General features: G+C 62.0%; 24 protein-coding genes. 11 read left to right on the top strand and 13 right to left on the bottom strand.

The genetic code is table 11. The annotated features are described in order from the left end of the window. The first annotated feature begins 331 nt into the window (after positions 1 to 331). From NE851_RS11170 to NE851_RS11140, 7 genes are all read left to right on the top strand, one after another. Positions 332 to 526 carry a hypothetical protein gene (locus NE851_RS11170; protein WP_003544544.1) on the top strand — a complete coding sequence of 65 codons (195 nt, stop codon included), beginning with the start codon at positions 332 to 334 and terminating at the stop codon, positions 524 to 526. A gap of 129 nt (positions 527 to 655) precedes the next feature. Next, positions 656 to 1,651 carry a P1 family peptidase gene (locus NE851_RS11165; protein WP_183906437.1) on the top strand — a complete coding sequence of 332 codons (996 nt, stop codon included), beginning with the start codon at positions 656 to 658 and terminating at the stop codon, positions 1,649 to 1,651. 54 nt (positions 1,652 to 1,705) lie between these two features. After that, positions 1,706 to 2,626: a LysR substrate-binding domain-containing protein gene (locus NE851_RS11160; RefSeq protein ID WP_183906435.1), complete on the top strand. Its 921-nt coding sequence runs from the start codon at positions 1,706 to 1,708 to the stop codon at positions 2,624 to 2,626. Between the two features lie 148 nt (positions 2,627 to 2,774). Continuing rightward, the gene (locus NE851_RS11155) at positions 2,775 to 4,301 is read left to right on the top strand and encodes an ABC transporter substrate-binding protein (RefSeq protein WP_183906434.1); all 1,527 of its coding nucleotides are present in this window, start codon (positions 2,775 to 2,777) and stop codon (positions 4,299 to 4,301) included. A 393-nt stretch (positions 4,302 to 4,694) separates the two neighbouring features. Continuing rightward, positions 4,695 to 5,642, top strand: a complete 948-nt coding sequence (locus tag NE851_RS11150) for an ABC transporter permease (RefSeq protein ID WP_183906432.1) — start codon at positions 4,695 to 4,697, stop codon at positions 5,640 to 5,642. Between the two features lie 2 nt (positions 5,643 to 5,644). Next, positions 5,645 to 6,505: an ABC transporter permease gene (locus NE851_RS11145; protein WP_183906431.1), complete on the top strand. Its 861-nt coding sequence runs from the start codon at positions 5,645 to 5,647 to the stop codon at positions 6,503 to 6,505. Positions 6,506 to 6,541: 36 nt separating this feature from the next. Next, complete coding sequence (locus NE851_RS11140) at positions 6,542 to 7,933, top strand: amidase (protein ID WP_047617489.1); 1,392 nt, start codon at positions 6,542 to 6,544, stop codon at positions 7,931 to 7,933. Here NE851_RS11140 and NE851_RS11135 read toward each other — a convergent pair whose 3' ends face one another. From NE851_RS11135 to NE851_RS11125, 3 genes are all read right to left on the bottom strand, one after another. Then, positions 7,934 to 8,791, bottom strand: coding sequence for a C40 family peptidase (locus NE851_RS11135; RefSeq protein ID WP_168332498.1), 858 nt, complete (start codon positions 8,789 to 8,791; stop codon positions 7,934 to 7,936). 11 nt (positions 8,792 to 8,802) lie between these two features. Continuing rightward, positions 8,803 to 9,153, bottom strand: coding sequence for a MarR family transcriptional regulator (locus NE851_RS11130; protein ID WP_047617485.1), 351 nt, complete (start codon positions 9,151 to 9,153; stop codon positions 8,803 to 8,805). A 167-nt stretch (positions 9,154 to 9,320) separates the two neighbouring features. Then, positions 9,321 to 10,712, bottom strand: coding sequence for a leucyl aminopeptidase family protein (locus tag NE851_RS11125; protein ID WP_063473509.1), 1,392 nt, complete (start codon positions 10,710 to 10,712; stop codon positions 9,321 to 9,323). Positions 10,713 to 10,853: 141 nt separating this feature from the next. On the opposite strand from NE851_RS11125, the gene NE851_RS11120 reads away from it, so the two are divergent. Then, positions 10,854 to 11,681 carry a tetratricopeptide repeat protein gene (locus tag NE851_RS11120; RefSeq protein ID WP_047617481.1) on the top strand — a complete coding sequence of 276 codons (828 nt, stop codon included), beginning with the start codon at positions 10,854 to 10,856 and terminating at the stop codon, positions 11,679 to 11,681. A gap of 49 nt (positions 11,682 to 11,730) precedes the next feature. Here NE851_RS11120 and NE851_RS11115 read toward each other — a convergent pair whose 3' ends face one another. The 10 genes from NE851_RS11115 to NE851_RS11070 all read right to left on the bottom strand — a co-directional run bounded on the left by NE851_RS11115 (position 11,731) and on the right by NE851_RS11070 (position 21,437). After that, a complete protein-coding gene (locus tag NE851_RS11115) occupies positions 11,731 to 12,363 on the bottom strand; it encodes a LysE family translocator (RefSeq protein ID WP_047617479.1) in 633 nt (210 codons plus the stop codon). A gap of 192 nt (positions 12,364 to 12,555) precedes the next feature. Beyond that, on the bottom strand, positions 12,556 to 13,542 hold the full coding sequence (locus NE851_RS11110; RefSeq protein WP_047617477.1) for a type II secretion system F family protein: 987 nt from the start codon (positions 13,540 to 13,542) through the stop codon (positions 12,556 to 12,558). 15 nt (positions 13,543 to 13,557) lie between these two features. After that, the gene (locus NE851_RS11105) at positions 13,558 to 14,565 is read right to left on the bottom strand and encodes a type II secretion system F family protein (protein WP_047617475.1); all 1,008 of its coding nucleotides are present in this window, start codon (positions 14,563 to 14,565) and stop codon (positions 13,558 to 13,560) included. Positions 14,566 to 14,572: 7 nt separating this feature from the next. Continuing rightward, positions 14,573 to 16,048 (bottom strand): TadA family conjugal transfer-associated ATPase, encoded by a 1,476-nt coding sequence (locus tag NE851_RS11100; RefSeq protein ID WP_028756124.1) that lies wholly within the window; start codon positions 16,046 to 16,048, stop codon positions 14,573 to 14,575. An 82-nt stretch (positions 16,049 to 16,130) separates the two neighbouring features. Continuing rightward, the gene (locus NE851_RS11095) at positions 16,131 to 17,408 is read right to left on the bottom strand and encodes a CpaE/TadZ family protein (RefSeq protein WP_097544457.1); all 1,278 of its coding nucleotides are present in this window, start codon (positions 17,406 to 17,408) and stop codon (positions 16,131 to 16,133) included. 14 nt (positions 17,409 to 17,422) lie between these two features. Next, on the bottom strand, positions 17,423 to 18,181 hold the full coding sequence (locus NE851_RS11090; RefSeq protein WP_028757052.1) for a CpaD family pilus assembly protein: 759 nt from the start codon (positions 18,179 to 18,181) through the stop codon (positions 17,423 to 17,425). After that, positions 18,178 to 19,677: a type II and III secretion system protein family protein gene (locus tag NE851_RS11085; protein WP_028757051.1), complete on the bottom strand. Its 1,500-nt coding sequence runs from the start codon at positions 19,675 to 19,677 to the stop codon at positions 18,178 to 18,180. Before NE851_RS11085 ends, NE851_RS11090 begins: the two co-directional genes overlap by 4 nt. 12 nt (positions 19,678 to 19,689) lie before the next feature. Further along, entirely contained in the window at positions 19,690 to 20,505 is an 816-nt protein-coding gene (cpaB, locus tag NE851_RS11080) for a Flp pilus assembly protein CpaB (RefSeq protein ID WP_047617469.1), read from the bottom strand. Positions 20,506 to 20,615: 110 nt separating this feature from the next. Beyond that, positions 20,616 to 21,128: an A24 family peptidase gene (locus NE851_RS11075; protein ID WP_183906429.1), complete on the bottom strand. Its 513-nt coding sequence runs from the start codon at positions 21,126 to 21,128 to the stop codon at positions 20,616 to 20,618. A gap of 123 nt (positions 21,129 to 21,251) precedes the next feature. Continuing rightward, positions 21,252 to 21,437: a Flp family type IVb pilin gene (locus NE851_RS11070; RefSeq protein WP_047617466.1), complete on the bottom strand. Its 186-nt coding sequence runs from the start codon at positions 21,435 to 21,437 to the stop codon at positions 21,252 to 21,254. A 379-nt stretch (positions 21,438 to 21,816) separates the two neighbouring features. On the opposite strand from NE851_RS11070, the gene NE851_RS11065 reads away from it, so the two are divergent. From NE851_RS11065 to NE851_RS11055, 3 genes are all read left to right on the top strand, one after another. After that, positions 21,817 to 22,227: a pilus assembly protein N-terminal domain-containing protein gene (locus NE851_RS11065; RefSeq protein WP_028756117.1), complete on the top strand. Its 411-nt coding sequence runs from the start codon at positions 21,817 to 21,819 to the stop codon at positions 22,225 to 22,227. Positions 22,228 to 22,341: 114 nt separating this feature from the next. Then, positions 22,342 to 22,977 (top strand): TadE/TadG family type IV pilus assembly protein, encoded by a 636-nt coding sequence (locus NE851_RS11060; RefSeq protein WP_028757047.1) that lies wholly within the window; start codon positions 22,342 to 22,344, stop codon positions 22,975 to 22,977. Further along, entirely contained in the window at positions 22,977 to 23,558 is a 582-nt protein-coding gene (locus NE851_RS11055) for a TadE/TadG family type IV pilus assembly protein (RefSeq protein ID WP_028756115.1), read from the top strand. The genes NE851_RS11060 and NE851_RS11055 overlap by 1 nt, the downstream gene beginning before the upstream one ends. The last annotated feature ends 1 nt before the right edge of the window (position 23,559 follow it).

The raw sequence follows: 23,559 nt of genomic DNA, 5'->3' as shown, positions 1-23,559 counted from the left end.
TTTTTTCGGATCGTCGATATTTTGACACGTTTCGGAATATGTTTCTGACAGGCTATCGGTTAATCTCTACCAAGTTAGTGGATTATTGAAGACAGCCATCACCGGCCCCGGGCTCTTCCGGGACCACTCAAGTGCAACGCCAACGCAAGGAACGAGACATGATAGACATCGATATTCTCGCCGATCTGCCTGGGCGATTTGTGCTTGGCAATGACCGTCCGGGCGCCCTCTCCCGCCCGAGCTGTCGAATGTGACGTTCGTCCTCCTTTCAACGGTACCAGACAAGTCAATTCGCCATGGCTGCGCATGTCGCGCGGCAGGAGTTCTATCTATGAAGAAGCAAGTTATCGAATATGCAGGCGTTCCCGTCGGGATCGTCATTCCCGATGAAGACCGGCTGAAGTTCATCGCCGTGAAATTTCATGTCCACGACCTCGACGAGCAGCGTTTCGGCTCGCCCGACGAGGTGCGGCTGGCCATTCATGACCTGATGACCCGCCGTCATCCGAAGCCGCTTCATGCCTGAGGGCATGAGGCCACGATTGACATTCACGGCTTTTCCCGATGTCCGACCGGTCCCGCCAAATGGGGCCGGTCTTGTTTTTTGAGGGCAATTGCAGTCCTATCGGCGGCCTTTCTGCATAAGGATCCGCCCTTGCCCGATCTTCTCAACCTCATCACCGACATCGAAGGCGTTTCCGTCGGCCACGCGACCGACCTTGCGCTCGGTTCCGGCGTCACCGTCATCGTCTTCGACGAACCGGCCGTCGCCTCCGGTACCGTGCTCGGCGGGGCGCCTGGCGGGCGCGACACCGGCCTGCTCGATCCGTCGATGACCGTCAATGCCGTGGATGCCTTCGTGCTCTCCGGCGGTTCCGCCTTCGGGCTGGATGCGGCCGGCGGCGTGCAGGCGGGCCTGCGCGAACTCGGCCGCGGATTTGCCGTCGGGTCGGTGCGCATACCGATCGTGCCGCAGGCAATCCTGATGGATCTGCTGAACGGCGGCGACAAGGATTGGGGGCTCCACTCGCCCTATCGCGACATGGGCTATGCGGCATTGAAGGCAGCGGCCAAAGGCGCCTTCGCGCTCGGCACGACAGGGGCCGGCACAGGGGCGACGACCGCCACCTTCAAAGGTGGGCTCGGCTCGGCCAGCGCCGTCAGCAGCGCCGGACACCGCGTTGCAGCTGTTGTCGCGGTCAACGCGCTCGGCTCGGCAACGATCGGCGACGGGCCACATTTCTGGGCCGCACCTTTCGAAAAGGACGGCGAATTCGGCGGACTCGGCATGCCTGCGGTGGCCGACCACCGGATGCGGCTCAAGGGCATGAACACGACCGCGACGACGATCGGCGCTGTCGTGACCGACGCGCAGCTGACCAAGGCCGAGGCGCATCGGCTTTCGCTTGCCGGCCATGACGGGTTTGCCCGGGCACTGCTGCCGGTGCACCTGCCGCTCGACGGCGACACCGTCTTTGCCGCATCGACGGCCAGGCATCGAAGAGACGACATGGCGAGCCTGATGGAGCTTTGCCATCTCGCCACCATCGTCATGGCGCGGGCGATCGCCCGTGGCGTCTACGCGGCGACCGCACTGCCGGTCGAAGGCGCGCAAAAGGCTTGGTGCGACCGCTATCCGAATGGTCATTGATTGAATAGGGTCCGAACCGGCAGACCGAATATGCCGAATGGCGGAGAGACGTGAATGCAGATCCGGGCGCTGATGTATTTCGACGAGCTGGTCAGGACCAATTCCATGCGCCAGGCGGCCGAGAACCTCAATGTCGCGCCGACGGCGATCAGCCGGCAGATCGAGAACCTCGAATATCACTTCGGCGCGCCGCTCGTCGAGCGCAGCGCCCGCGGCGTCAAGCTGACGGCAGCCGGCGAGCTGCTTGCCGCCCGCGCCGGCCGGACGCTGCGCGAACTCGATCACGTGCAGCAGCTGATCGAAGACCTGAAGGGCCTGCAGCGCGGCCGTGTCAGCATCTATGCCAATGGCGCCACCGTCGCCAATCTGCTAGCGCCGGCGCTTGCCGAATTCAGCCTGAAATATCCGAAGCTGCGTTTTACCGTGACGATCACCAGTGCGCGGCAGGCCGTCGATGCCGTCAACAGCGCCGAGGCGGATATTGCGGTGACGTTGTTTGCACCTCCCATGTCCGGCGCCAAGGTGCGGCTGCGCTCCGAGATCGCCTATGATCTCATCGTCACGCCGCAGCATCCGGCCGCCGCGCATACCGAGATCGCGGTGCGGGAGCTCGCCGATCATGCGCTGGCGTTGCCCGACCAATCTTTTGGTTTCCGCCAGGCCTTCGATACTTTGTTCGAGAAGGAGGGGTTGAGCCTCGATCCCGTCTTCGTCACCAGCTCGCTCGAAATGCTGAAGGAACTCGTGCTCAGCGGGGCTGCGGCGACGCTGCTGCCGGCGCTCACCGTCCGTCGCGAGATCGAAGCGGGTCAGCTTCTCGCCATTCCGCTTGCCGGCAAAACCGGCATCCGCACCCATGTCGATCTCTGTGTCGCGCCGGACCGGCAGCTGTCCTTTGCCGCGACGAAACTGCTCGACTTCATCGAAAGGTTCATGCGGGAGCGCACGAACCGCCGAGGCGAGACGAAAGACTGACGCTCCAAGCTTGCATTGCCCGCGAATTTCAGGTGTAGCTTTTTCGGCTACACTGAGCACACAAAATCGTCATTGTGTGTGCACTGGCATAATGCCACTTTATTCGCAAAAGGCCTTCGCCACCGAGCATGGCCAGACAGGGGACATGATGATCAAGCTTTCGTTTGCGCCTTCGCGTTTCATCAGGCGGCTTTCCCTCGGTGCTGCGCTTTCGGCCGGCCTCGTGATGACGGCGATGACGCCAGCGGAAGCGGCGAAGACCACCCTCAATCTCGGCATGAGCGTCGAGCCGACCGGCCTCGATCCGACGATCGCGGCACCCGTCGCAATCGGTCAGGTAACCTGGCAGAACGTATTCGAGGGGCTGGTGACGATCGACCAAGCCGGCAAGGTCCAGCCGCAGCTGGCGAAAAGCTGGGAGATTTCTGCCGATGGCCTGACCTATACGTTCAAGCTGCAGACCGGCGTCAAATTCCATGACGGCGAGGCCTTCGATGCCGCGAGCGCCAAGTTTTCGCTCGACCGCGCCCGCGGCGCGGATTCGGTCAATCCGCAAAAGCGCTTCTTCGCTTCGATCGCCTCGATCGATACGCCCGATGCCGAAACGCTGGTGCTGCATCTCTCGGCGCCGACCGGCAGCCTGATCTACTGGCTCGGCTGGCCGGCCTCGGTAATGGTCGCCCCGAAGACGGCGGCCGACGACAAGACGACGCCGATCGGCACCGGTCCCTTCAAATTCGCAAGCTGGGCGAAGGGCGACAAGGTCGAACTCGCCAGGAATACCGATTACTGGAACAAGGATGCGACCGCCAAGCTCGACAAGGTGACCTTCCGCTTCATCGCCGATCCGCAGGCGCAGGCGGCTGCGCTGAAATCCGGCGATCTCGACGCCTTTCCGGAATTTGCCGCGCCCGAGCTGATGAGCTCCTTCGACGGCGATGCGAGGCTCGTTACCAGGATCGGCAATACTGAGCTGAAGGTCGTTGCCGGCATGAACAATGCCAAGAAGCCGTTCGACGACAAACGCGTGCGCCAGGCGCTGATGATGGCGATCGACCGCAAGACGGTGATCGACGGCGCATGGTCCGGCCTCGGCACGCCGATCGGCAGCCACTACACGCCGAACGATCCGGGCTATCAGGACATGACCAATGTGCTGCCCTATGACGTCGAGAAAGCGAAGGCGCTGCTCGCCGAAGCCGGCTATCCCAACGGTTTCACCTTCACGATCAAATCGCCGCAGATGGTCTATGCGCCGCGCAGCGCCCAGGTGATGCAGGCGATGTTTGCCGAGATCGGCGTGACGATGAATATCGAACCGACGGAATTTCCGGCGAAATGGGTCCAGGACATCATGAAGGACCGCAACTTCGACATGACGATCGTCGCCCATGCCGAACCGCTCGACATCGACATCTATGCCCGCGATCCCTATTATTTCAATTATAAGAACCCTGCCTTCAACGCGCTGATGAAGAAGGTGCAGGAGACGACCGATCCCGCCGCGCAGAATGCGATCTACGGCGAGGCGCAGAAGATCCTCGCCGAGGACGTGCCGGCGCTCTATCTCTTCGTCATGCCGAAACTCGGCGTCTGGGACAAAAAGCTGAAAGGGCTGTGGGAGAACGAGCCGATCCCCTCCAACGTACTCTCGGGCGTGTCCTGGGACGAGTGAGAGCGGTAGGTTAGGGGCGGGATGTGATGAGGTGAAGGCCTTGGAGAGATCCGACATACATTTGGTCGATATGGCGCGCAGCTCTCTCCCTCCCTCGCCAAGTGAGGTCAATCTGGGCCGGGATTGTCTGGTTTCGCTGGTGGATGGCATTTCTGACACGGGGATCTGCGCCCTGATTGGCTCCTCCCGCCAACTCCAAACTCCGTCTTGCTCGGGCTTGACCCGAGCATCCACACCACATCCATCAACAGCAGTGGCATGGATCCCAGGCTCAAGGCCTGGGATGACGAGTGGAGTTGGCGTTCTCGCCAAACTCGCCGCCGGCGCGTCGGGGGCTCCGCGTGAGGGCGGAGGGGGCGTGCCGCGTTCGATTGCCGCGGTGCTCGATCCGATATGATCACCCTCCTCGCCCGCCGCTTCGCCGGTCTCCTCGTCACGCTCGTCGTCGTCTCGCTGCTGATCTTCGCCGTCATGGACCTTCTGCCCGGCGATCCCGCCTCGATTATGCTTGGCACCTCGGCAACGCCTGAAACGCTTGCGGCACTGCGCCACGATCTCGGGCTCGACCAACCGCTGCTGCTGCGTTACGGGCAGTGGCTGACCGGCGTGATCTCCGGCAATCTCGGCAATTCCCTAACCTATGGCGTGCCGGTCGCGGGTTTGATTCTCGAGCGGCTAACGGTGACGCTGCCGCTGGCGCTGATGGCGATCGCGCTTTCGGTGGCGATTGCCTTGCCGCTCGGCGTGCTGGCCGCTTCGCGCCGCGGCGGTCTCTTCGATATCATCGCAACATTGTTTTCGCAGATCAGCATCGCCGTGCCCGCCTTCTGGGTGGCGCTGCTCCTGATCATCCTGTTTTCGACGATGCTCGGGCTGATGCCGGCCGGCGGCTTCCCCGGCTGGAGCGCCGGTATCCTACAGGCATTGCAGGCGCTCGTTATGCCCGCCGTCGCGCTGGCGATGCCACAGGCGGGCGTGCTGACGCGGGTGGCGCGCTCAGCTGTGCTCGACACCATGCATGAGGATTTTGCCCGCACCGCCGTCGCGAAAGGGCTCTCTCGTCATGCGGTGCTGTGGCGTCATATCGTGCCGAACGCGCTGATCCCGATCCTCACCATGATCGGGCTGCAATTCACCTTTCTCGTTGCCGGCGCGGTGCTGGTGGAAAACGTCTTCAACCTGCCCGGCCTCGGTCGGCTCGCCCTGCAGGCGCTTTCCCAGCGCGACATCATCGTCATGCAGGATGTCGTGCTGTTCTTCGCAGGCCTCGTCATCGTGATGAATTTCGTCGTCGATCTCTCCTATCTGGCGATTGATCCCAGGATGAGAAAGGCGGCCTGACGATGGCGATCGTATCCACCGCCATCACCAGCCGCGGCCGGACCTTTAGACTTAGCCGGCGAATGAACCTGATTTCAGGGGCTGTCATCATCGGCCTGCTGGTTGCCGTGGCGCTGTTGTCGCTTGTGTGGACGCCGCTGCCGCCGGCGAAAATGCAGATCATCCACAAACTGCAGCCGCCGCTTGCCTTCGGCCTGCTCGGCACCGACCAGTTCGGCCGCGACGTGCTGTCGATGCTGATGGCAGGCTGCTGGAATTCACTGTCGATCGCCATTACCGCGGTTATGATCGGCGGGACGCTGGGTTCGATCGCCGGCGTTTCGGCGGCGGCGATCCGCGGTCCGTTCGAAGCGCTGCTGATGCGGATCTGCGACGTCATCTTTGCCCTGCCGCCGATCCTGTCGGCCATGGTGCTCGGCGCCTTTCTCGGGCCGGGACGGTTCACCGCAATCACCGCGATCGCCGTCTTCATGATCCCGGTCTTTGCCCGGGTGACGCTTGCGACCTCGCTACAGGCCTGGAGCCGCGACTATGTGACGGCGGCGCGCGCGATCGGCAATACGCGCCTGACCATTTCGCTGCGCCATGTGCTGCCGAATATCATGAGCCAGATCATCGTCCATGGCGCCATCCAGCTGGGGCTGGCGATCCTGACCGAAGCGGGTCTCAGCTTCCTCGGTCTCGGCATGGCGCCGCCGGCGCCGACCTGGGGCCGTATGCTTGCCGATGCACAAACCTATCTGGCGCTCGCCCCCTGGCTGGCGATCCTGCCCGGTCTTGCCATCGCGCTCACCGTCTTCGGCTTCAACATGCTCGGCGACGGTTTGCGTGATTTGCTCGACCCGCGCGAGGCGAGCCGCTGATGTCCTCCCAAGACGAAAAGCCCGAAAGACCATGCCATGACCGAAACCGACCTTACCATCCGCGAACTCAGGCAGCGCTTCGCCGATAAGAGCCTCTCTCCCCTCGATTATTGGCTCGCCCTGGAAGACCATATCGCCGCTTGGGAGCCTTCGATTTCGGCACTCTACCTCTACGATCCGGAATCGGCGCGCGCGCAGGCGAAAGCTTCGACCGAGCGCTGGTCGAAGGGCGAAATGCTTGGCGCCCTCGACGGCATCCCGGTGACGCTGAAAGAGCTGATCGCCACCAAGGGCCAACCGGTGCCGCTCGGAACGAAGGCGATGGAACTGATCCCGGCTGACGCCGATGCGCCGGCCGCCGCCCGGCTGCGGGAAGATGGCGCAGTGATCTTCGCCAAGACCACCTGCCCGGATTACGGCATGCTGTCCTCCGGGCTTTCGAGCTTTCATCCTCTCAGCCGCAATCCCTGGGACACTACACAGAATCCCGGCGGATCGAGCGCCGGGGCCGCAGCGGCCGCAGCGGCCGGCTACGGGCCGCTGCATATCGGCACCGATATCGGCGGCTCAGTGCGCCTTCCCGCCGGCTGGACCGGCATCTTCGGCTTCAAGCCGAGCCATGGGCGCATTCCGGCCGATCCCTATTATGTCGGGCGCTGCGTCGGGCCGATGGCGCGCACGGTCGAGGATGCGGCCTTTTCGATGGCAACGCTGTCGCGGCCGGACTGGCGCGACGGCACCAGCCTGCCGCCGAACGATTTCAACTGGATGGATCTCGACATCGACATGTCGGGCATGACGATCGGGTTGATGCTCGATGCCGGCTGCGGGCTTGCGGTGGAGGACGAGATCAGGGTCTCGGTCGAAGCGGCGGCGAGATGCTTCGAGAAGGCCGGCGCGACCATTGTATCAGTCCAGCCGGTGCTGACACGCACGATGCTGGATGGGCTCGACAATTTCTGGCGGTCCCGGCTTTGGGGCGATATCGCCGATCTCGACGAAGAACGCCGCGACAGCATCCTGCCCTATATCAGGGATTGGGCGAAGGGCGGCGCCGACATCCGCGGCGTCGATGCGGTCAAGGGTTTCAACCAGACGATCGAAATGCGCAAGAGCTGCGGACGGCTGTTCACCGAGATCGACGCCCTGCTTTCGCCGACCAATCCGATTATCTCCTATCCGGCCGAATGGGCATCGCCGACCAATGATCCGGCCCTGCCCTTCGAGCATATTGCTTTCACAGTGCCGTGGAACATGTCGGAGCAGCCGGCCGCCTCGATCAATTGTGGTTTCTCTCGCTCGGGCATGCCGATCGGCCTGCAGATCGTCGGGCCGCGCTTCGACGACATGCTGGTGCTGAGACTGTCGAAAGCCTTCGAGGATTGGACGGGCGGGGTGAGATCCTGGCCGCAGCCGCCGGATATCTGATCAGCTGATCGGCCGGCGATAGCCGGTCGGCTGTTCGTAGAGCCAGCCGATGCGTTCGACGGCAGCCTCGAAATTCTCGCGCGCCACCGTCATGCTATGGCCGTTGGCGTGGAGGATGGTTTCCGGATCCTCGAAGACGGCGACATGGCCCTTCCAGAATACCAGGTCGCCGCGGCGGATGTCGGAGCGGTCGATCGGCTCGCCGAGGCCCGCCGCCTGCATGTCGGTATCGCGCGGTGCGGCTCTGCCTGTCATCAGCATCGCCAGCTGGACGAGACCGGAGCAATCGATGCCGAGGCCGGACCGTCCGCCCCAGAGATAGGGCGTTTCCAGGAAACGGGCTGCGATGCCGACATAATCGGCGCCGTCGAGCGCGCCGATCGGCTGGACATGCTTGGCGAAGATCGCCGTCCCGTTCTCGAGCACGACATAGCGATTGCCGCGCGCTTCCGCCTCGCCGGCAACATGGACGCGGCTTCCCATCGACAGGATGGCCTGGTGGGGCTTGCGCAGTTCCGGTTCCGGATAGAGGAAGCTGCGCTGCACGGTGACGATATGGGTCGGCGCCGGCCTGCCTTCCACGAGCGCGTCTGCCTCGATATAACCGACATAGCCGTCCGAGGCGGCTTTGACCCAGCACCAGCCGTCGGCGCGATCGAAAACCGTCACCTCTTCGCCGAGGAGCAGCTCGGTATCGATGCCGCGCGTAAGATCCGGTGCGGGCCGCAATGCCGCCACCGGAACGGCGACGCGCGCCGCCGCACCTTCCACGAAGCGCAAAGCCTCTACCTTGCCTTCGAGCCCCGCTTCCGCGAGATCCGGCCGGTAGGCATGCAGGCGGCGGTCGAGCATCGTCATTGGCATTCCTTTCAGAGCGGCAGTCGGCGGCCCTGATCCCGCACGAGATCGCCGAGCTTTTCCAAATAAAGCGCGCCGCCGACGGTGCGCTTGATGATCACGTTGCGCCGGTCGGCATCGTCGCGCACGCGATCGACCAGACCCATCTCGCCCATCGTATCCAAGGCGCGGGTGATAACCGGCTTGGTGACCTCAAGCGTGGCGGCAAGCCCACGCACCGTGTGCGGCGGCGGCACCAGATAAATATGCAGCAGGATCGCCATTTGGCGCAACGTCAAATCGCGGTCGTCGTGGCGGACCTGATCGAGCGCCACGCCATGCCAGAGCCCCAGCGCCTGCGAGGCGGTCAGTTCGATCGGCACGGCCCCTCCGGAAGATCGTTACGCTAACGTTCCATTTTCCGGCAGTTGCCATACACATGCAAGGGCGGCCGGGAACTGCCGCATGGCAAGGTGAATAAAATTTTAATGATCGGCGGCGAGGCGCAGCGCGTGAACACGCGACGCCTCAGCGCCTTTTGCGTATGGCCTCAGCGCAGGCTCTGACGAATATGGTGAAAGAGTGCGCGGATCGCCTGTGCCTCGCCACCGCCCGGCGAATGCGGCCGTTCGGACTGGGCCCAGCCGTAAATGTCGAAATGCGCCCAGCTCTTCGTCTTGCTGACGAAACGCTTGAGGAAAAGGGCCGCGGTAATTGCCCCCGCCATGCCACCGGCCGGGGCATTGGTGAGGTCGGCGAACTTGGCGCGGATATCCTTTTCGTAGCCGGAATAGAGCGGCAGTCGCCAGATCGGATCATCGGTTTCCAGGCTCGCTTCGGTCAGGTCATGCGCCAGATTGGCGTCATCGGTGAAGAACGGCGGGAGATCCGGGCCCAACGCAACGCGGGCTGCACCTGTCAGCGTCGCCATGTCGATCAGCAGTTCGGGCTCTTCCTCATCGGCATAGGCCAGCGCATCGGCAAGGATCAGACGGCCTTCGGCGTCGGTATTGTCGATCTGGACGGTCAGACCCTTGCGGCTCCGGTAGATGTCGCCGGGGCGGAAGGCATTGGACGAGATGGCATTTTCGACGACGGGCACGATGACGCGCAGGTCGACCTTCAGCTTGGCGTCCATGATCATCAGGGCAAGCCCCATGACATTCGCCGCGCCGCCCATATCCTTCTTCATCAAGAGCATGGAGGCCGCAGGCTTGATGTCGAGACCGCCGGTATCGAAGCAGACGCCTTTGCCGACCAGCGTCACCTTGCGATGACCCTTCTTGCCCCAGCGCAGCTCGAGAAGGCGCGGCGCGTCGGCACTGGCGCGGCCGACAGTATGGACCAGCGGAAAGTTCTGCGTGAGCAGGTCGTCGCCCGATATGACCGATACCTCCGCCTTGTAATGTGCGGCCAGGCCACGGAAAACGGCCTCGAGCTGGTTCGGCCCCATGTCGTTCGTCGGCGTATTGATGAGGTCGCGGGCGAGAAAGACGCCGGCAAGCTGGCGCTTGATGTCGGCGCCATCGGCATCGCGGGGGATCATCAGCGTCGCCGCTGGTGATTTTTCGGATTTGTAACGATCGAAACGGTAGCTGCCGAGCCCGAAGCCGAGAGCGAGGCGATTGGCCGTCAGCGGCGCGGTTTCGATGTGCCAGTCGCCGGCCGGCAGCGTGCGGGCGAGCCTGCCGGTGATGTAAGGCTGCTCGGAGGGATTGGTGCCGAGACCGTAAAGCGCGCCGCCGAGATGGCCTTCGGCCGTCGGGATCAACAGCAGCGACCCGCTTTCGGCCTTATAGCCCGCCCTGCGCGCCCAATCGAGCGCGATCGGATCGATCGTGCCGGTTTCGATATGGGCAGGCGTGACGGCAAAGATCGGCAGCGTCGAACCGCCCTTCGTGTTGAATGGGGTCGGTCTTTCGATGAACTGATAGGGGGCCATGATTGTCCTTCGGCGGTCGTAAGGAATCGTTCCTTAACGGTCTGTTAGGGTTAACAGACTATTGCTGGAGCGAAGATTGCGTCAAACCTTTCCCTGTTCCGCTTCGAGGTCAGGCGCCGATTTCGGAATCAGGAACGCGTCATGCCTGCCTCACTCGCCACCACATTCACGAATCGTATCCTGCAGGGTGCGGCGGCATCGCTGCTCGTCCTGGCCCTTGCCGGCTGTTCGACGACCAAGGACCGGATGACCACAGGCTCGGTGCCGAAGCTCACCAAGCCGGTTGAAGAGATGGACGCGACAGAACTGCGCTCGGCGACGGACCGGCTCGGCCAGGCCTATGAAAAAAATCCGCGCGATCCCATCACCGGCGTCAGCTATGCCAATCTGCTGCGGATGAACGGCCGCGACACGCAGGCGCTCGCCGTCATGCAGCAGGTGGCGATCGCCAACCCGGGCGACCGTACCGTGCTGGCCGCCTATGGCAAGGCACAGGCAGCGGCCGGTCAGTTCCAGCAGGCACTCGACACGATCGGCCGCGCCCAGACGCCGGACCGTCCGGACTGGAGACTGATCTCGGCCGAAGGCGCGATCCTCGATCAGATGGGCCGGGCAAGCGATGCCCGGCAGCGCTACCGCGACGCGCTCGACATCCAGCCGAACGAGCCTTCCATTCTGTCCAACCTCGGCATGTCTTACGTGCTGACCGGCGATCTGCGCACGGCCGAAACCTACCTGCGCTCCGCCGCCGGCCAACCCACGGCCGACAGCCGCGTCCGGCAGAACCTTGCCCTCGTCGTCGGCCTGCAGGGACGCTTCCCGGAAGCCGAGCAGATCGCGCGGCGCGAACTTTCGCCGCAGCAGGCCGATGCCAACGTCGCCTATCTCAGAGGGATGCTGTCGCAGCAGAATTCCTGGCAGAAGCTCGCCGCCAAGGACAAGACGCCGGGCGACAGCAATACGAACTGACCGGATCTCCTCCAAGCTTGAGAGCACCCGAAGTCAATCGCGCGACATCCTACCGATCACTCACGCCCGCAAGAATGAGCCGTAGGCCGAGGCCGGCCATGACGGCACCTGCCGTGCGGTCGATCCAGTGCTTGGCGGCAAGATAGAGCCGCCGCGGGTGGCGTGCCGAAAAGGCAAGGGCGACGATCGAATACCAGCCCGCCTCCACGGCGAAGACACCGAGTGGCAGCGCCACAATGAGACTGAACGGAACCGTCCTCGGCAGAAGTGCGGCAAAGATGCTGGCATAGACGATAATGGTCTTCGGGTTGCTGATCTGGGTCAGCAGCGCGGTCACGAAGCTGCGCATGGGCGCGCGATTGCCGTTGGCGGCATCGGAGATCTCGAGCGGCTGACCGGCACTCCTCCAGATATTGACGGCGATATAGACGAGATAGGCGCCGCCAGCGACCTTCAGCAGGACATAGAGCCATTCGAATTGCGACAGCAGCGCCGTCAGGCCGGCAAGCGCCAGGACCGCAAAAACGACGCCGCCGGCGCCCATGCCGAGTGCCGCCGCGAGACCATCCAGCCGTGAGCGCGAGATGGCAATCCTGGAAACGACGACGAAGCTCGGGCCGGGGCTCATCGCACCGACCACCAAGGCTGCCATGATGCTGATGAAAATGCCTGCAGAAGACATCGGAGAACCTCCCTTTGGATTGAATGAGCGCCAGGGGGCCTGCGGTTGCATCCGCGCCTGCGATAGTCTCTCATCCCGTTTACCAGCTATGCCGGCGCCGGTCACGCGCGTTGGCTGACTGCGGATCAGACCAATAGTCCTTGATGCACATCGCCTTCTGCCGAAAGCGGTAGCCTGTTTCCAGCTCAACCGTCAGAACTTGTCTGCCACCTGGATGCCAGCCGGACCGAGAATGACGGCGATCAGCACCGGCAGGAAGAACAGGATCATTGGCACCGTCAGTTTCGGCGGCAGGGCGGCCGCCTTCTTTTCCGCTTCGTTCATGCGCTCATCGCGTCCTTCCTGGGCGAGAACGCGCAGCGCCTGCGCGACCGGCGTGCCGTAGCGATCGGCCTGGATCAGCGCCTGAGTTACCGAGCGTACCAGCTCGATCTGGGTGCGGGTGGCAAGATTTTCGAGCGCCACGCGGCGATCCGGCAGGAAGGAGAGCTCGGCCGTGGTCAGCACCATCTCCTCGGCGAGCGCCGGCGACTGCTCGCCGAGTTCTTCCGACACGCGCCGCATCGCGGCCTCGATCGAGATGCCGGATTCGACGCAGATCAGCATCAGGTCCAGCGCATCCGGCCAAGCGCGCTTGATCGAGTGCTGGCGCTTGCCCATGCGGTTCGAGATATAGATGTTGGGCGCGTAGAAACCGAGATAACCGATGCCGATGACGGCAAAGAGGCGGATGGGCATGCCCCGTCCGGCGAGATTGCCGAGGCCGAAGACCCAGACGGCGGCAAGCGTCGAGAAGAGGAAGGGCAGCAGGAAACGCGCCACGAGGAAGGTATTCAGCGCATTCTCCGAACGGAGACCGGCGGCGCGCAGCTTGTTGACCGTATTCTCGTCGACGAGCGCCTTACGCAGATTGAAACGCTCGACGATCTGGCGGACCGAGCGGTTGTTCTGGCTCCTGAGTGAGGCTTTGCCAGCGCCGGTTTCCATGTTCATGCGGGCGCGTTCGCGGGCGCGGATCTGCTCGCGCTCGGTCGAAACGGCCTTCATGCGCTTGTTGAGATCGCCGCGCTCGAAAAATGGAATGGCGATCGTGTAAAAGGTGGCGAAGACGGCGATCGCGACGAAGAGCGCAATCAGCATGCTCGGATTGGTCAGCGTTGCGGCAAGATCCTGCGACATGGTGCTTCCTTCCGGCTAGATGTCAAAATTGACCATGTTACGCATGACGAAGATACCGATCGACATCCAGATCGCAGAGACGCCCATGATGAAATGGCCACGCGGATCGGTGAAAAGGATCATCATGTAGTTCGGCGAGGTGAGGTAGACGAGAGTCGCGACGATGAAGGGCAGAGCGCCGATGATGACGGCAGACGCCTTGGCTTCCATCGAGAGCGCCGAGACCTTGGCTTTCATCTTCCTGCGCTCACGCAGCACCTTGGAGAGGTTGCCGATCGCTTCCGACAGATTGCCGCCAGCCTGCGACTGGATGGCGATGACGATGGCGAAGAAGTTGACTTCCTGGAGCGGCATGTGGGTCGTCATACGGGCGCAGGCGTCGGGGATGCTGAGTCCCACCTGCTGCGCCTCGATCACCCGCAGGAACTCGCTCTTGACCGGTTCTGTGCCTTCGGTTGCGATGAGACGGATCGCATCGTTGAGCGGCAGCCCCGATTTGATCGAGCGGGTGATGACGTCAAGCGCATTGGGGAGCTCGTTGAGAAACTTGTTCTGGCGGCGCTTGATCAGGAAACCGAGGATCCAGCGCGGCAGGCCGAGACCGGCGACAACGGCGATACCGACCATGACCATCAAGGAAGCACCGACGACCAGAGCCACGAGCAGCAACACGCAGGCGAAGATGGCGCTGAAGAGATAGAATTTCGCCACCGAGATCGACAGGCCGGCCTGCACCAGCCGGGATTTCAGCGACAGGGTTTTCTTGGTCTTTTCGTGCTGGCGCTTTTCCAGATCCTTCAGATTGTCCTGCACCGATTTGCGGCGCTTCGACAGCTCCTGTACCCGATCGCGGGCAGCCTTGACCTTGACCCGGTCGCTTTCGGCCGATTTGACGCGGTTGATACGGCTTGCCGATTTCTTGTCGGCCTCGATCCGGGAAAACATCAGGGTATAGGCGACCGCCGCCGCGGAGACGGCGGCGAGGACGACGATTGCCAGCACTATCGGATCGAACCCGAACATATCTCGCCTATTCCTTCGTTTTCGCTTCCATCGCGTCGAGGGCGGCGGCAAGGCGCTTTTCCTCGTTGAAGTAGCGGGCGCGATCCCAGAAATGCGGCTTACCGACGCCGGTCGACATGTGCCGGCCGATCAGGCGGCCGCCCGCATCCTCGCCTTCGATCTCGTAGCGCATAAGGTCCTGAGTGATGATGACGTCGCCTTCCATGCCGATCACCTCGGTGATCTGGGTGATGCGGCGCGAACCGTCGCGGAGGCGCGCCGCCTGGATGACGACGTCGACCGAGGTGGAGATGATCTCGCGCACCGTCTTTGCCGGCAGGGTGAAGCCGCCCATGGCGATCATCGATTCGATACGGCTCAGGCATTCGCGTGGCGTATTGGCGTGGATGGTGCCCATCGAGCCGTCGTGACCGGTGTTCATCGCCTGCAAGAGGTCGAAAACTTCAGGTCCACGCACTTCGCCGACGATGATACGCTCGGGACGCATGCGCAGGCAGTTCTTGACGAGATCGCGCATGGTGATCTCGCCCTCGCCTTCGATATTTGGCGGGCGCGTTTCGAGACGGACGACATGCGGCTGCTGCAGCTGCAGTTCAGCCGTATCCTCGCATGTGATGACGCGCTCGTCCCTGTCGATATAATTGGTGAGGCAGTTCAGAAGCGTCGTCTTGCCCGAGCCGGTGCCGCCCGAAATGACGACGTTGCAGCGCACGCGCCCGATGATCTGCAACACGGTCGCGCCTTCCGGCGTGATCGCGCCGAAACGGACGAGCTGATCGAGCGTCAGCTTGTCCTTCTTGAACTTGCGGATGGTGAGCGCCGGTCCGTCGATCGACAGCGGCGGCGCGATGACGTTGACGCGCGAACCGTCAGGCAGGCGTGCGTCGCAGATCGGGCTCGATTCGTCGACGCGCCGGCCGACCTGGCTGACAATGCGCTGGCAGATGGAGAGAAGCTGCGCATTGTCGCGGAAGCGGATTTCCGATTCGATCGTCTTGCCGCCGACTTCGATGAAGGTCTGGCCGGCGCCGTTGACCATGATATCGGCGATATCGTCGCGCGCCAGCAACGGCTCCAGCGGGCCGTAGCCGAGCACGTCGTTGCAGATATCCTCGAGCAGCTCTTCCTGCTCGGAGATCGACATCGCGAAATTCTTGATGGTGATGATGTCGTTGACGATGTCGCGGATTTCCTCGCGCGCGCTTTCGCCGTCGAGCTTGGAAAGCTGCGAGAGATCGATCGTATCGATCAGCGCGGAAAAGACCTGCGCCTTGGTGTCGTAATATTCATCGGTGCGGACGGGGCGCTTGCGCTGCGGCGTCTGCATCGGCGGCGGCGTCACCTGCTGGCGAGCGGGCTCGCGCGACGGTTCGACCAAAACGGAGGGTGAAGAGGCCGCGGGGACGGCGGCCGGAGCCGGCGGCGGGGGAGCAATCGCCCCTCCGGCCTTTCCGAAACCTTCGTTTCCGCGTTTTCCAAACATACCGCTCGATCCAATCTGCTCTATCTTTTTGTCTTCACGCAATTCCGGACGCAAAACCGCTGTTGCTGGAATTGCTCTTTGTCTACTTGCGTTTCAGGAGGCCCAGCAGGCCGCCCTTCTTCGCCTTCTTGATCGCGACACGGCCGGTGACGATGTGCGATATCTGCGAAAAGGTTTCCGCCGTCGGCGATTTCGGGTCGACTTCCGAGATCATCCGGCCGCTATTGGCGGCATTGCCGAAAAGATTGATGTCGAAGGGGATGATCGCGATCGGATCGATCTCCAGCGGTTCACAGAAATCCGACGGCGAAATCTCCGGACGTTTCGGCATGCCGACCTGATTGAGGATGAGATGCGGCGGCTTGTCGTTCGGCCGCATCTTGCGCAGCGCATCCAGCATGTTCTTGGCGTTGCGCAGGTTGGCGAGATCGGGAACCGCTGTGATGACCACCTCGTCGACGCTCGACAGCACCGACCGCGTCCATTCCGACCACGCATGCGGCACATCGAGCACGGTAACGGGCGCACTGCGCTGCAGGACATCGAGCACCGGCTGGAAGGCCTGGCCGTCAAAATCGTAGGCGCGGTCGAGCAGCGAGGGTGCAGCAAGCAGGGAAAGATGCTGGGAACACTTCGTCAGCAGGCGATCGAGGAAGACCTCGTCGAGACGATCAGGCGCGAAGACCGCTTCCGCGATGCCCTGCGCCGGATCCTGGTCGAAGTCGATGTTGGCCGTGCCATAGGGCAGATCGAGATCAGCGAGGATCGTCTCGGTGGAGAAGAGATTGGAAATGCCGAAAGCGCAATTATGCGCGATGGTCGAAGCGCCGGTGCCACCCTTCGAACCAATGAAGGCGATGCTGCGGCCGAGAGGCTCGGCTTCCGGATCGACGAAGATCGAGGCCATCGCCGCCAGGATATCAGGCATGGCGACGGGCTGGACCATGTATTCGGAAATGCCGTTGCGGATCAGCTCGCGATAAAGCCCGATATCGTTGTAATAACCGATAATGACGACTTTGGTCGTCGGATCGCAGACGGCAGCGAGCGGCGCGAGTTCGCCGAGCAGGTTTGCGGCATTGGCCTTGCTCTCGAGGATGATGAGGTTCGGGGTCGGGGCGCCGGAAAACATATTGGCGGCAGCGGCAATACCGCCGCTGGTGATGCGCATGCTGACCTTCGCCACGCGCCGATCATTGGCGCAGCGTTCCATGACCTGCTGCAGGGCCTCGCTCTCACAGAAGGCGTGGACGGAGATACGCGGCAGCGGCCGCATATTTTCCAGATCCGCCATGCGCACCGCCTCATCGGCGATGCGAAGCTCGCTGGGATTCCTGATTTCGTATTCGATCGCGCTCATCGTCCCGTTCCGCCTCAGAAGCCGCTGTTGCTGTCGGCGATATCTTCGATCGTCGACGTCGTCGTCCGGTATTCCTGGATGGCATTGTTGCGCCGCTGCGCATCGATCGGGGTCATGCCGCGGGGCGCCACCAGATCCTCCGGATTGGCGATCTGGGCGGCAAGGTTGTTCTGCGAGGCGCAGCCGAAATTATAGTAATTCTGGTTGGTCAGATCGCTCGAGATGTCCTTCGGCCACTGGCCGCATTGCGTGGTGACCGCCGTGGTGCCGGTAAAACTCAGCCGGATCGGCGCCGCATCGCCTGAACCGGCAGCGGCATAGGAGGTGTTGACGATTTTCGAGCTTGCGATCCCCCTCGAGGCCAGTTCGGCGCGGACCTGGTTGCGCAGCTGGTAGGCCGCCGCCGAATTGGGCGAACCTTGCGGCGACAGCACGTAAACCGGGCCTGAGGCGCGCATGCGGTAGTTTGCTGCAAAACCGCGGATGAGGTCGCGCTGCGCGATGGTCAGGCGGCGATCGGTCGAGGCGACGGGTATATCCACCGTCTGCTCCGCTTCCGTCACGATGATCGGGTGACGGGCGCGGTAATCGTCGGGGATGCCGCCTGTTGTCAGCTGGTCATGGGGGCCGGCGCATCCGGAAAGGATCGCCACCGAAACGCCGGCTGCCGCCAGAAGTGCCTTCGAGAGTCCGAGGCGGGGTGTCGTCGAATTCATATGGGCCATCGCCTGATCTCTGTTTTGTGCCATTGCTGCCGATCGTGCCCCGCTCATTTGTAGATGAACCCGATCGAGCCGTGGAACTGCGCGTCGGCGACGGGCGCCTCGCGGCGGCCATAGACCTTGTTGACACGGTTGAGGAAGAAGGTCGCACCGTCATTCTCAGGGCTGAAATTGTCGTCCGGCCGGTTGAGCTGATTGCGTGCCACCGGACGCACCAGATAGGGCGTTGCGATGATGACGAGTTCGGTTTCCTGACGCTCGAAACCCTTCTGGCGGAAGAGCGTCCCGAGCAGCGGGATCTTCGAGACGCCGGGCGTGCCGCCCATCGTCTGAGAAACATTGTCGCGGATCAGGCCGGCCAGCGCGATCGAACCGCCCGACGGCAGTTCCACCGAAGTCTCCGCCGAACGGCGCTGGTAAGTGGCGTTGCCGCTGCCGGCCACCGGTTCGGAGACATTGGTCTTAATCTGCAGGCTGATTCGTCCCGAGGACAGCACGACCGGCTTGAAGGCCAGGTTGATACCGTAGTTGAACGGCGTGACGGTGACATTGCCGTCGCTGTCGGTCGTCGAATAAAGCTGCTGGCCACCGGAATTGAAGGTCGCGGCCTGGCCCGATATCGCCGTCAGCGTCGGCTCGGCGAGCGTCTTGACGACTTTGGCCTGCTCCAGCGCGTTGAGGTAGGTCGAAATGTCGTATTTGCCGATAGAGCTCTTGAAGAGCGCCGCCAGGCCGCCTCCAACCGTCGATGTCGCGACGTCGGCGCTCGGACTGCCGAGTTGGGCGACGGTCATTCCAGAAGAACTGGAAACCAGATTGTCGAAGCCGAGTTGCTTCAGCACCTCGCGGCGAACCTCGGCGATCGTCACCTTGAGGGTGACCTGATCCTCACCCTCGATCTGCAAGAGATTGACGACCTGCGAGGTCTGACGGCCTTCGGCAAAGAGCGCCACCGAGCTGTCGCCGCCGGTGCCGGATGCCGTCTCGGTTCTGGTCGTCGCCTCGCCGCCTTTCAGGAAGACCTGCGCCAGATCGGCTGCCTGCGTGGCATCCTGCGGCGTGCGCACGGTGCCGGTCAGCACGATATTGTCGGAGACGATTTCGACGTTGATGCGGGAGTCGGGAATGAAGCGGCGGAGATTGACTTCGAGACCGGAGACGTCGCGCTCGATCTCGATGTCGAGATTGACGATCTCCTGCCCGCCGGCGCCGAAGACAAAGATATTGGTTTGGCCGACCTTCTTGCCGAACAAGTAGATTCGCCGCGAGGTGCGGGTCACGGCATCGGCCATGGTCGGATCGGATACGAGGATATCGTGCGCATCCTCCGGCAGATCGACGACGACGGCCTTGTTCAGCCCGAGCTTCAGCCGACGATGGGCATCAGGGCCGGTCTGCGAGATGCGGATCAGACTTTCGGAATCGGCACGCGCCTCGCCTGCCCCGAGAACTGGAACGAACGAGGCCGGCACTATACCGGAGACGCCGATTACCAGCGAGAGGCAACCTGTCAGGAGAAGTCCGCCGCGCCGCGTTGAATTGCCCATTTGCACGTCCTTTTACTCCGCCTTCGGTGCTGCGCTGGCATCCGTGACGATGGCGCCTGATTTGATGACCTGAATGATCGCACTGCCGTTGTCGCCGCTCAGGAGATAGTCGGCTGCACTGGTATCCTGCTCCTGCGCATCGGCGACCGAGCGCAGCGCCAGCGACAGCCGGTCCGCCATCTGCTGGGCGACGGCGAGAACCTTCGTCTGGTCGGGCGTGAGCTCGAGTGTCGCGGTCGTGCCGACCACCGATTTCGAGCCGTCGTCCTTTTCCTGGATCTGCTGGTCGATGGCGAGAACGCGGACATTGCTCAGCACGGTTTCGGTGATGAGCTTGTCGGCCTCAGCGCCCTTGCGGACCATGATGACGTCGACACGGTCGTTCGGCAGGATGAAACCGCCGGCGCCTGTTGCCACCGATATCTCGGTCGCGACGGCGCGCTTGCCGGCCGGCAACAGTGAGGAGAGGATGCGGCTGTTGGAATCGGCAACCTTTTCCGGCCGGATCGGTTCGCCTTCGAAGATCGGAAGACGCACGACGGCGCCCTGCAGATCCTTGATCGCATCCGGCTTGTCGGCTTCGGTGATGAGGCCCGGGACGACACCGCCTTGCGGCCAGGCCATCCAGTGTATCGACTTTTCATCCAGCCTTGCGCCGACCGGCAGATTGGCGCTCGAGACGAGGATGTTGACGGTCGGTTCCTTCTCGATGACCGACTGGACCTGGGTGACGACACCACCACGGCCTGCCATCTGCATCGCCAAGAGGCCGGCAAGGCCGGCCGCCACCACGGCGACAGCTAGGATTATAAGGCGGGCCGGTTTCATCGATCATTCCTCAGGGCACGATATGTTCGCCCTGCAGAATGCTCAGCAATTGGTATAATTATGGTTAATGGAACGCTTACATTTTAAGTTAACGAGCATTTAAAATGCCGTTATTTCAGGCTTTCCAACGCGGCGAGGAACAGCGGCGACGAAGGAAAGGCCATGAAGCCGCCGATCGCGATCGCGATGCCGTAGGGGATCTTCTTGGCGAGAAGGACCGAATTCGGAACCGGCAGGCCGATGGCCAGGATGGTGTTCGATTGCGCTCTCACCAGCAAGATCAGCAAGGTGATCAGGCCGCCGATGGCGGCGACATCAAGCATCAGGAAGGCGAGGGATTGGTTCAGGCCGAACCAGAGAGCGGTGGCGCTCAACAGTTTGGCGTCGCCGCCGCCCATCACATTGAATGCAAAAAGAGCGAAGCAGGCGCAAAACACGATGGCAGCGGCCGCAAGATGCATGCCGATCGCACCCAAGGCCAGGCCAGAGAGCGGTGCAAGGAGGAAGAAGGAAACAATGAGGATCAGAGATACGCGGTTCGGGATCGTCATGGTGAACAGATCCGAGAACGCGGCCATAGCGAGGCAGAATGGCAGTATCACGAAGACTGCAGTTGCGATCATGCGTATACCCCGATCGTGACTTGATGCGAAAAGGCTCACGGCCGTTCAGCCTGTGAGCCCACTCGATAGATCGGTCAGAGCGAATCCGGCCGTATTATTGGTCGCCGCCCGACGGCCTTTGTCTTAGTTCGACGCGGTAACGCCGGTATTCATCTTGGTGCTGAGATTGTTGAACGTGGTGCTGATGCTGTTGCCCAGGCTCGTTGCGCCGGTGATGAGCGCTACGGAAATGAGAGCGGCGATCAGGCCGTATTCGATTGCGGTCGCGCCGGATTCGTCCTTCAGAAAACGGCTAAAAAGCTTGGTCATGGTAACTCCTAACTCCAGTTGATGTTCAGCACGTCCGCCAACTGTTGCCGTTGATCGGATGACTGCAACCTAGCGAATGGCCGTTTCCATCGGCTTAAGGAAAAGAGTTAACGAGATGCGAATGAGGCAACAGGCCTTTGTAGAGTCAGTATTTTCTTGCACACTTACCTCAATATTTAATGATATTCCTGGAATAACAGGTGCGTTCATCCGGAAATAGCGCAGATTCCACCTCCAACCGAGACGTGTATCACTCTAAACCCGTGCCAAATCGGATCATTGCGCTTCATCTCGGAACAGGATGCCAGGCTTAAGGCTTCGTTCACCATTTTTTTCCATTCTATGCGGATATTGCGCTGTGATCGTGAAAGAGGACCAAATGTCATCGAGCGGCAAAACCATTTTCTTTGCCGGCATGATCGCCGTTTTCGGTGTTTCGGGAGTTTCCGCGGCCGCAGACGATGACATGCTGCGTGTTTATATGGATCACGCGCGCGTATTGAAACTCGACCGCCCCGTCAGCAAGGTCATCGTCGGCAACGCCAAGGTCGCCGATGCGACCGTCGCCGACGCCAAGACCATCGTGCTGACGGGACGCAGCTTCGGCACCACCAATCTGGTCCTTCTCGATGCCGACGGCAATGCGATCCTCGACGAACGCATCCTGGTGTCGATTGACGAAGGCAATACGGTGCGCGTCTATCGGCAGACCGAGCGCTCCGTGCTGTCGTGCACGCCGAATTGCGAGCAGCACGCACAGCAAGCGACCACCGCCGCCGCCTCGCCCTGATCGGTTTACTTCAGTTCTTCGACCATTCGTTAAAATCGTCGTGTCAGGTTGAAACGGAAAATCAACGAACGGCTCCTAGTGTGGCGGACGGAGAATGTCGCTCGGATCCAGGTAATGACGGTAATTGATCAGAAAACGGATAAAGCGCGCGTCTCCGCGCCAATCCGTTTCTCATGGTTTCGCGGTCTCGCCCGTTCGCGCGATGGCGCAGCGGCGATCGAATTCGCCCTGCTCGCCATTCCCTATTTTCTGGTGATTTTCGCAATCCTCGAAACCTTCGTCGCCTTCGCCGCCGAGGAACTCGTGTCCAACGCCGTCGATACGATGAGCCGCCGGATGCGGACCGGGCAGATCACCTACAATCTCGGCCGCACGACCGATATGAACCAGGCGCAATTCCGCCAGGCTTTCTGCGATGAAATCTCGATCCTGATCAGCTGCTCGGCGAGCGAGGTCGCCACGCCGAGCAAGCTGTATCTGGATGTACAGACGTTCAGCACTTTCTCGGCCATTCCGACGACGATCCCCAAGCTTTCCACCGACAGATATGCCGACATCAACCCGGCTGCCTTCAAATACGCGCCAGGTGGCGCCGGCACCATCAACATGGTGCGCGCCTACTACCGCTGGGAAATCATCACGGATCTGGTCAGGCCCTATATCACCACGATACGTCCCTCCGACGGTTCGATGCCCAGCCAATATCTGATCGTCGCGACCGCGGCCTTCCAGAACGAGCAGTATCCATAATGGCGCTGCGCAACCCATTCACCAGACTCGTACTGACGGCGCGGCGACTCATCCGAGACCGCAAAGGTGCCGGAGCGATCGAATTTGCGATCCTCTTTCCCGTACTCGTCATGCTCTATATCGGTGCTTTCGAAATCACGATCGGCCTCAGCGTCAGCAAGCGTGTGACGCGCGCCGCGGGGTCAGTGGCCGACCTCATCACCCAGCAGCAGTCTGTTACCAAGAGCGCGCTCGCGCAGATGCCATCGGTCGCAACCGCGATCTTCGTGCCCTACAGCGCGACGACGCTGACGATGAAGATCACCGGGATTACCATCGACGCCGGCGCCAATGCGAAAGTGCTCTGGTCCTGGGCCCAGGACGGGACTGTGCCCTATGCCAAGAACGCCACAGTGAGCAACGTGCCGTCTGACATGAAGACGGCAAACAGCTTCCTGGTCCGCACCGAGGTTAGCATTCCCTATACGATGTTCCTGTTCGCGCCGAACTTCATGCCGGACGGCATGCGCACGATCACCATCAGCCGCAGCTATTACTATCGCCAGCGGCAAGGCGACTCGATCCCCTGCGGCGACTGCTGAC

It is taken from the genome of Rhizobium anhuiense bv. trifolii (genome assembly GCF_024346605.1).
Classification (GTDB): domain Bacteria; phylum Pseudomonadota; class Alphaproteobacteria; order Rhizobiales; family Rhizobiaceae; genus Rhizobium; species Rhizobium anhuiense.
Note: the sequence above shows the minus strand (reverse complement) of the source record. Positions and strands in the feature narration are given on the sequence as shown.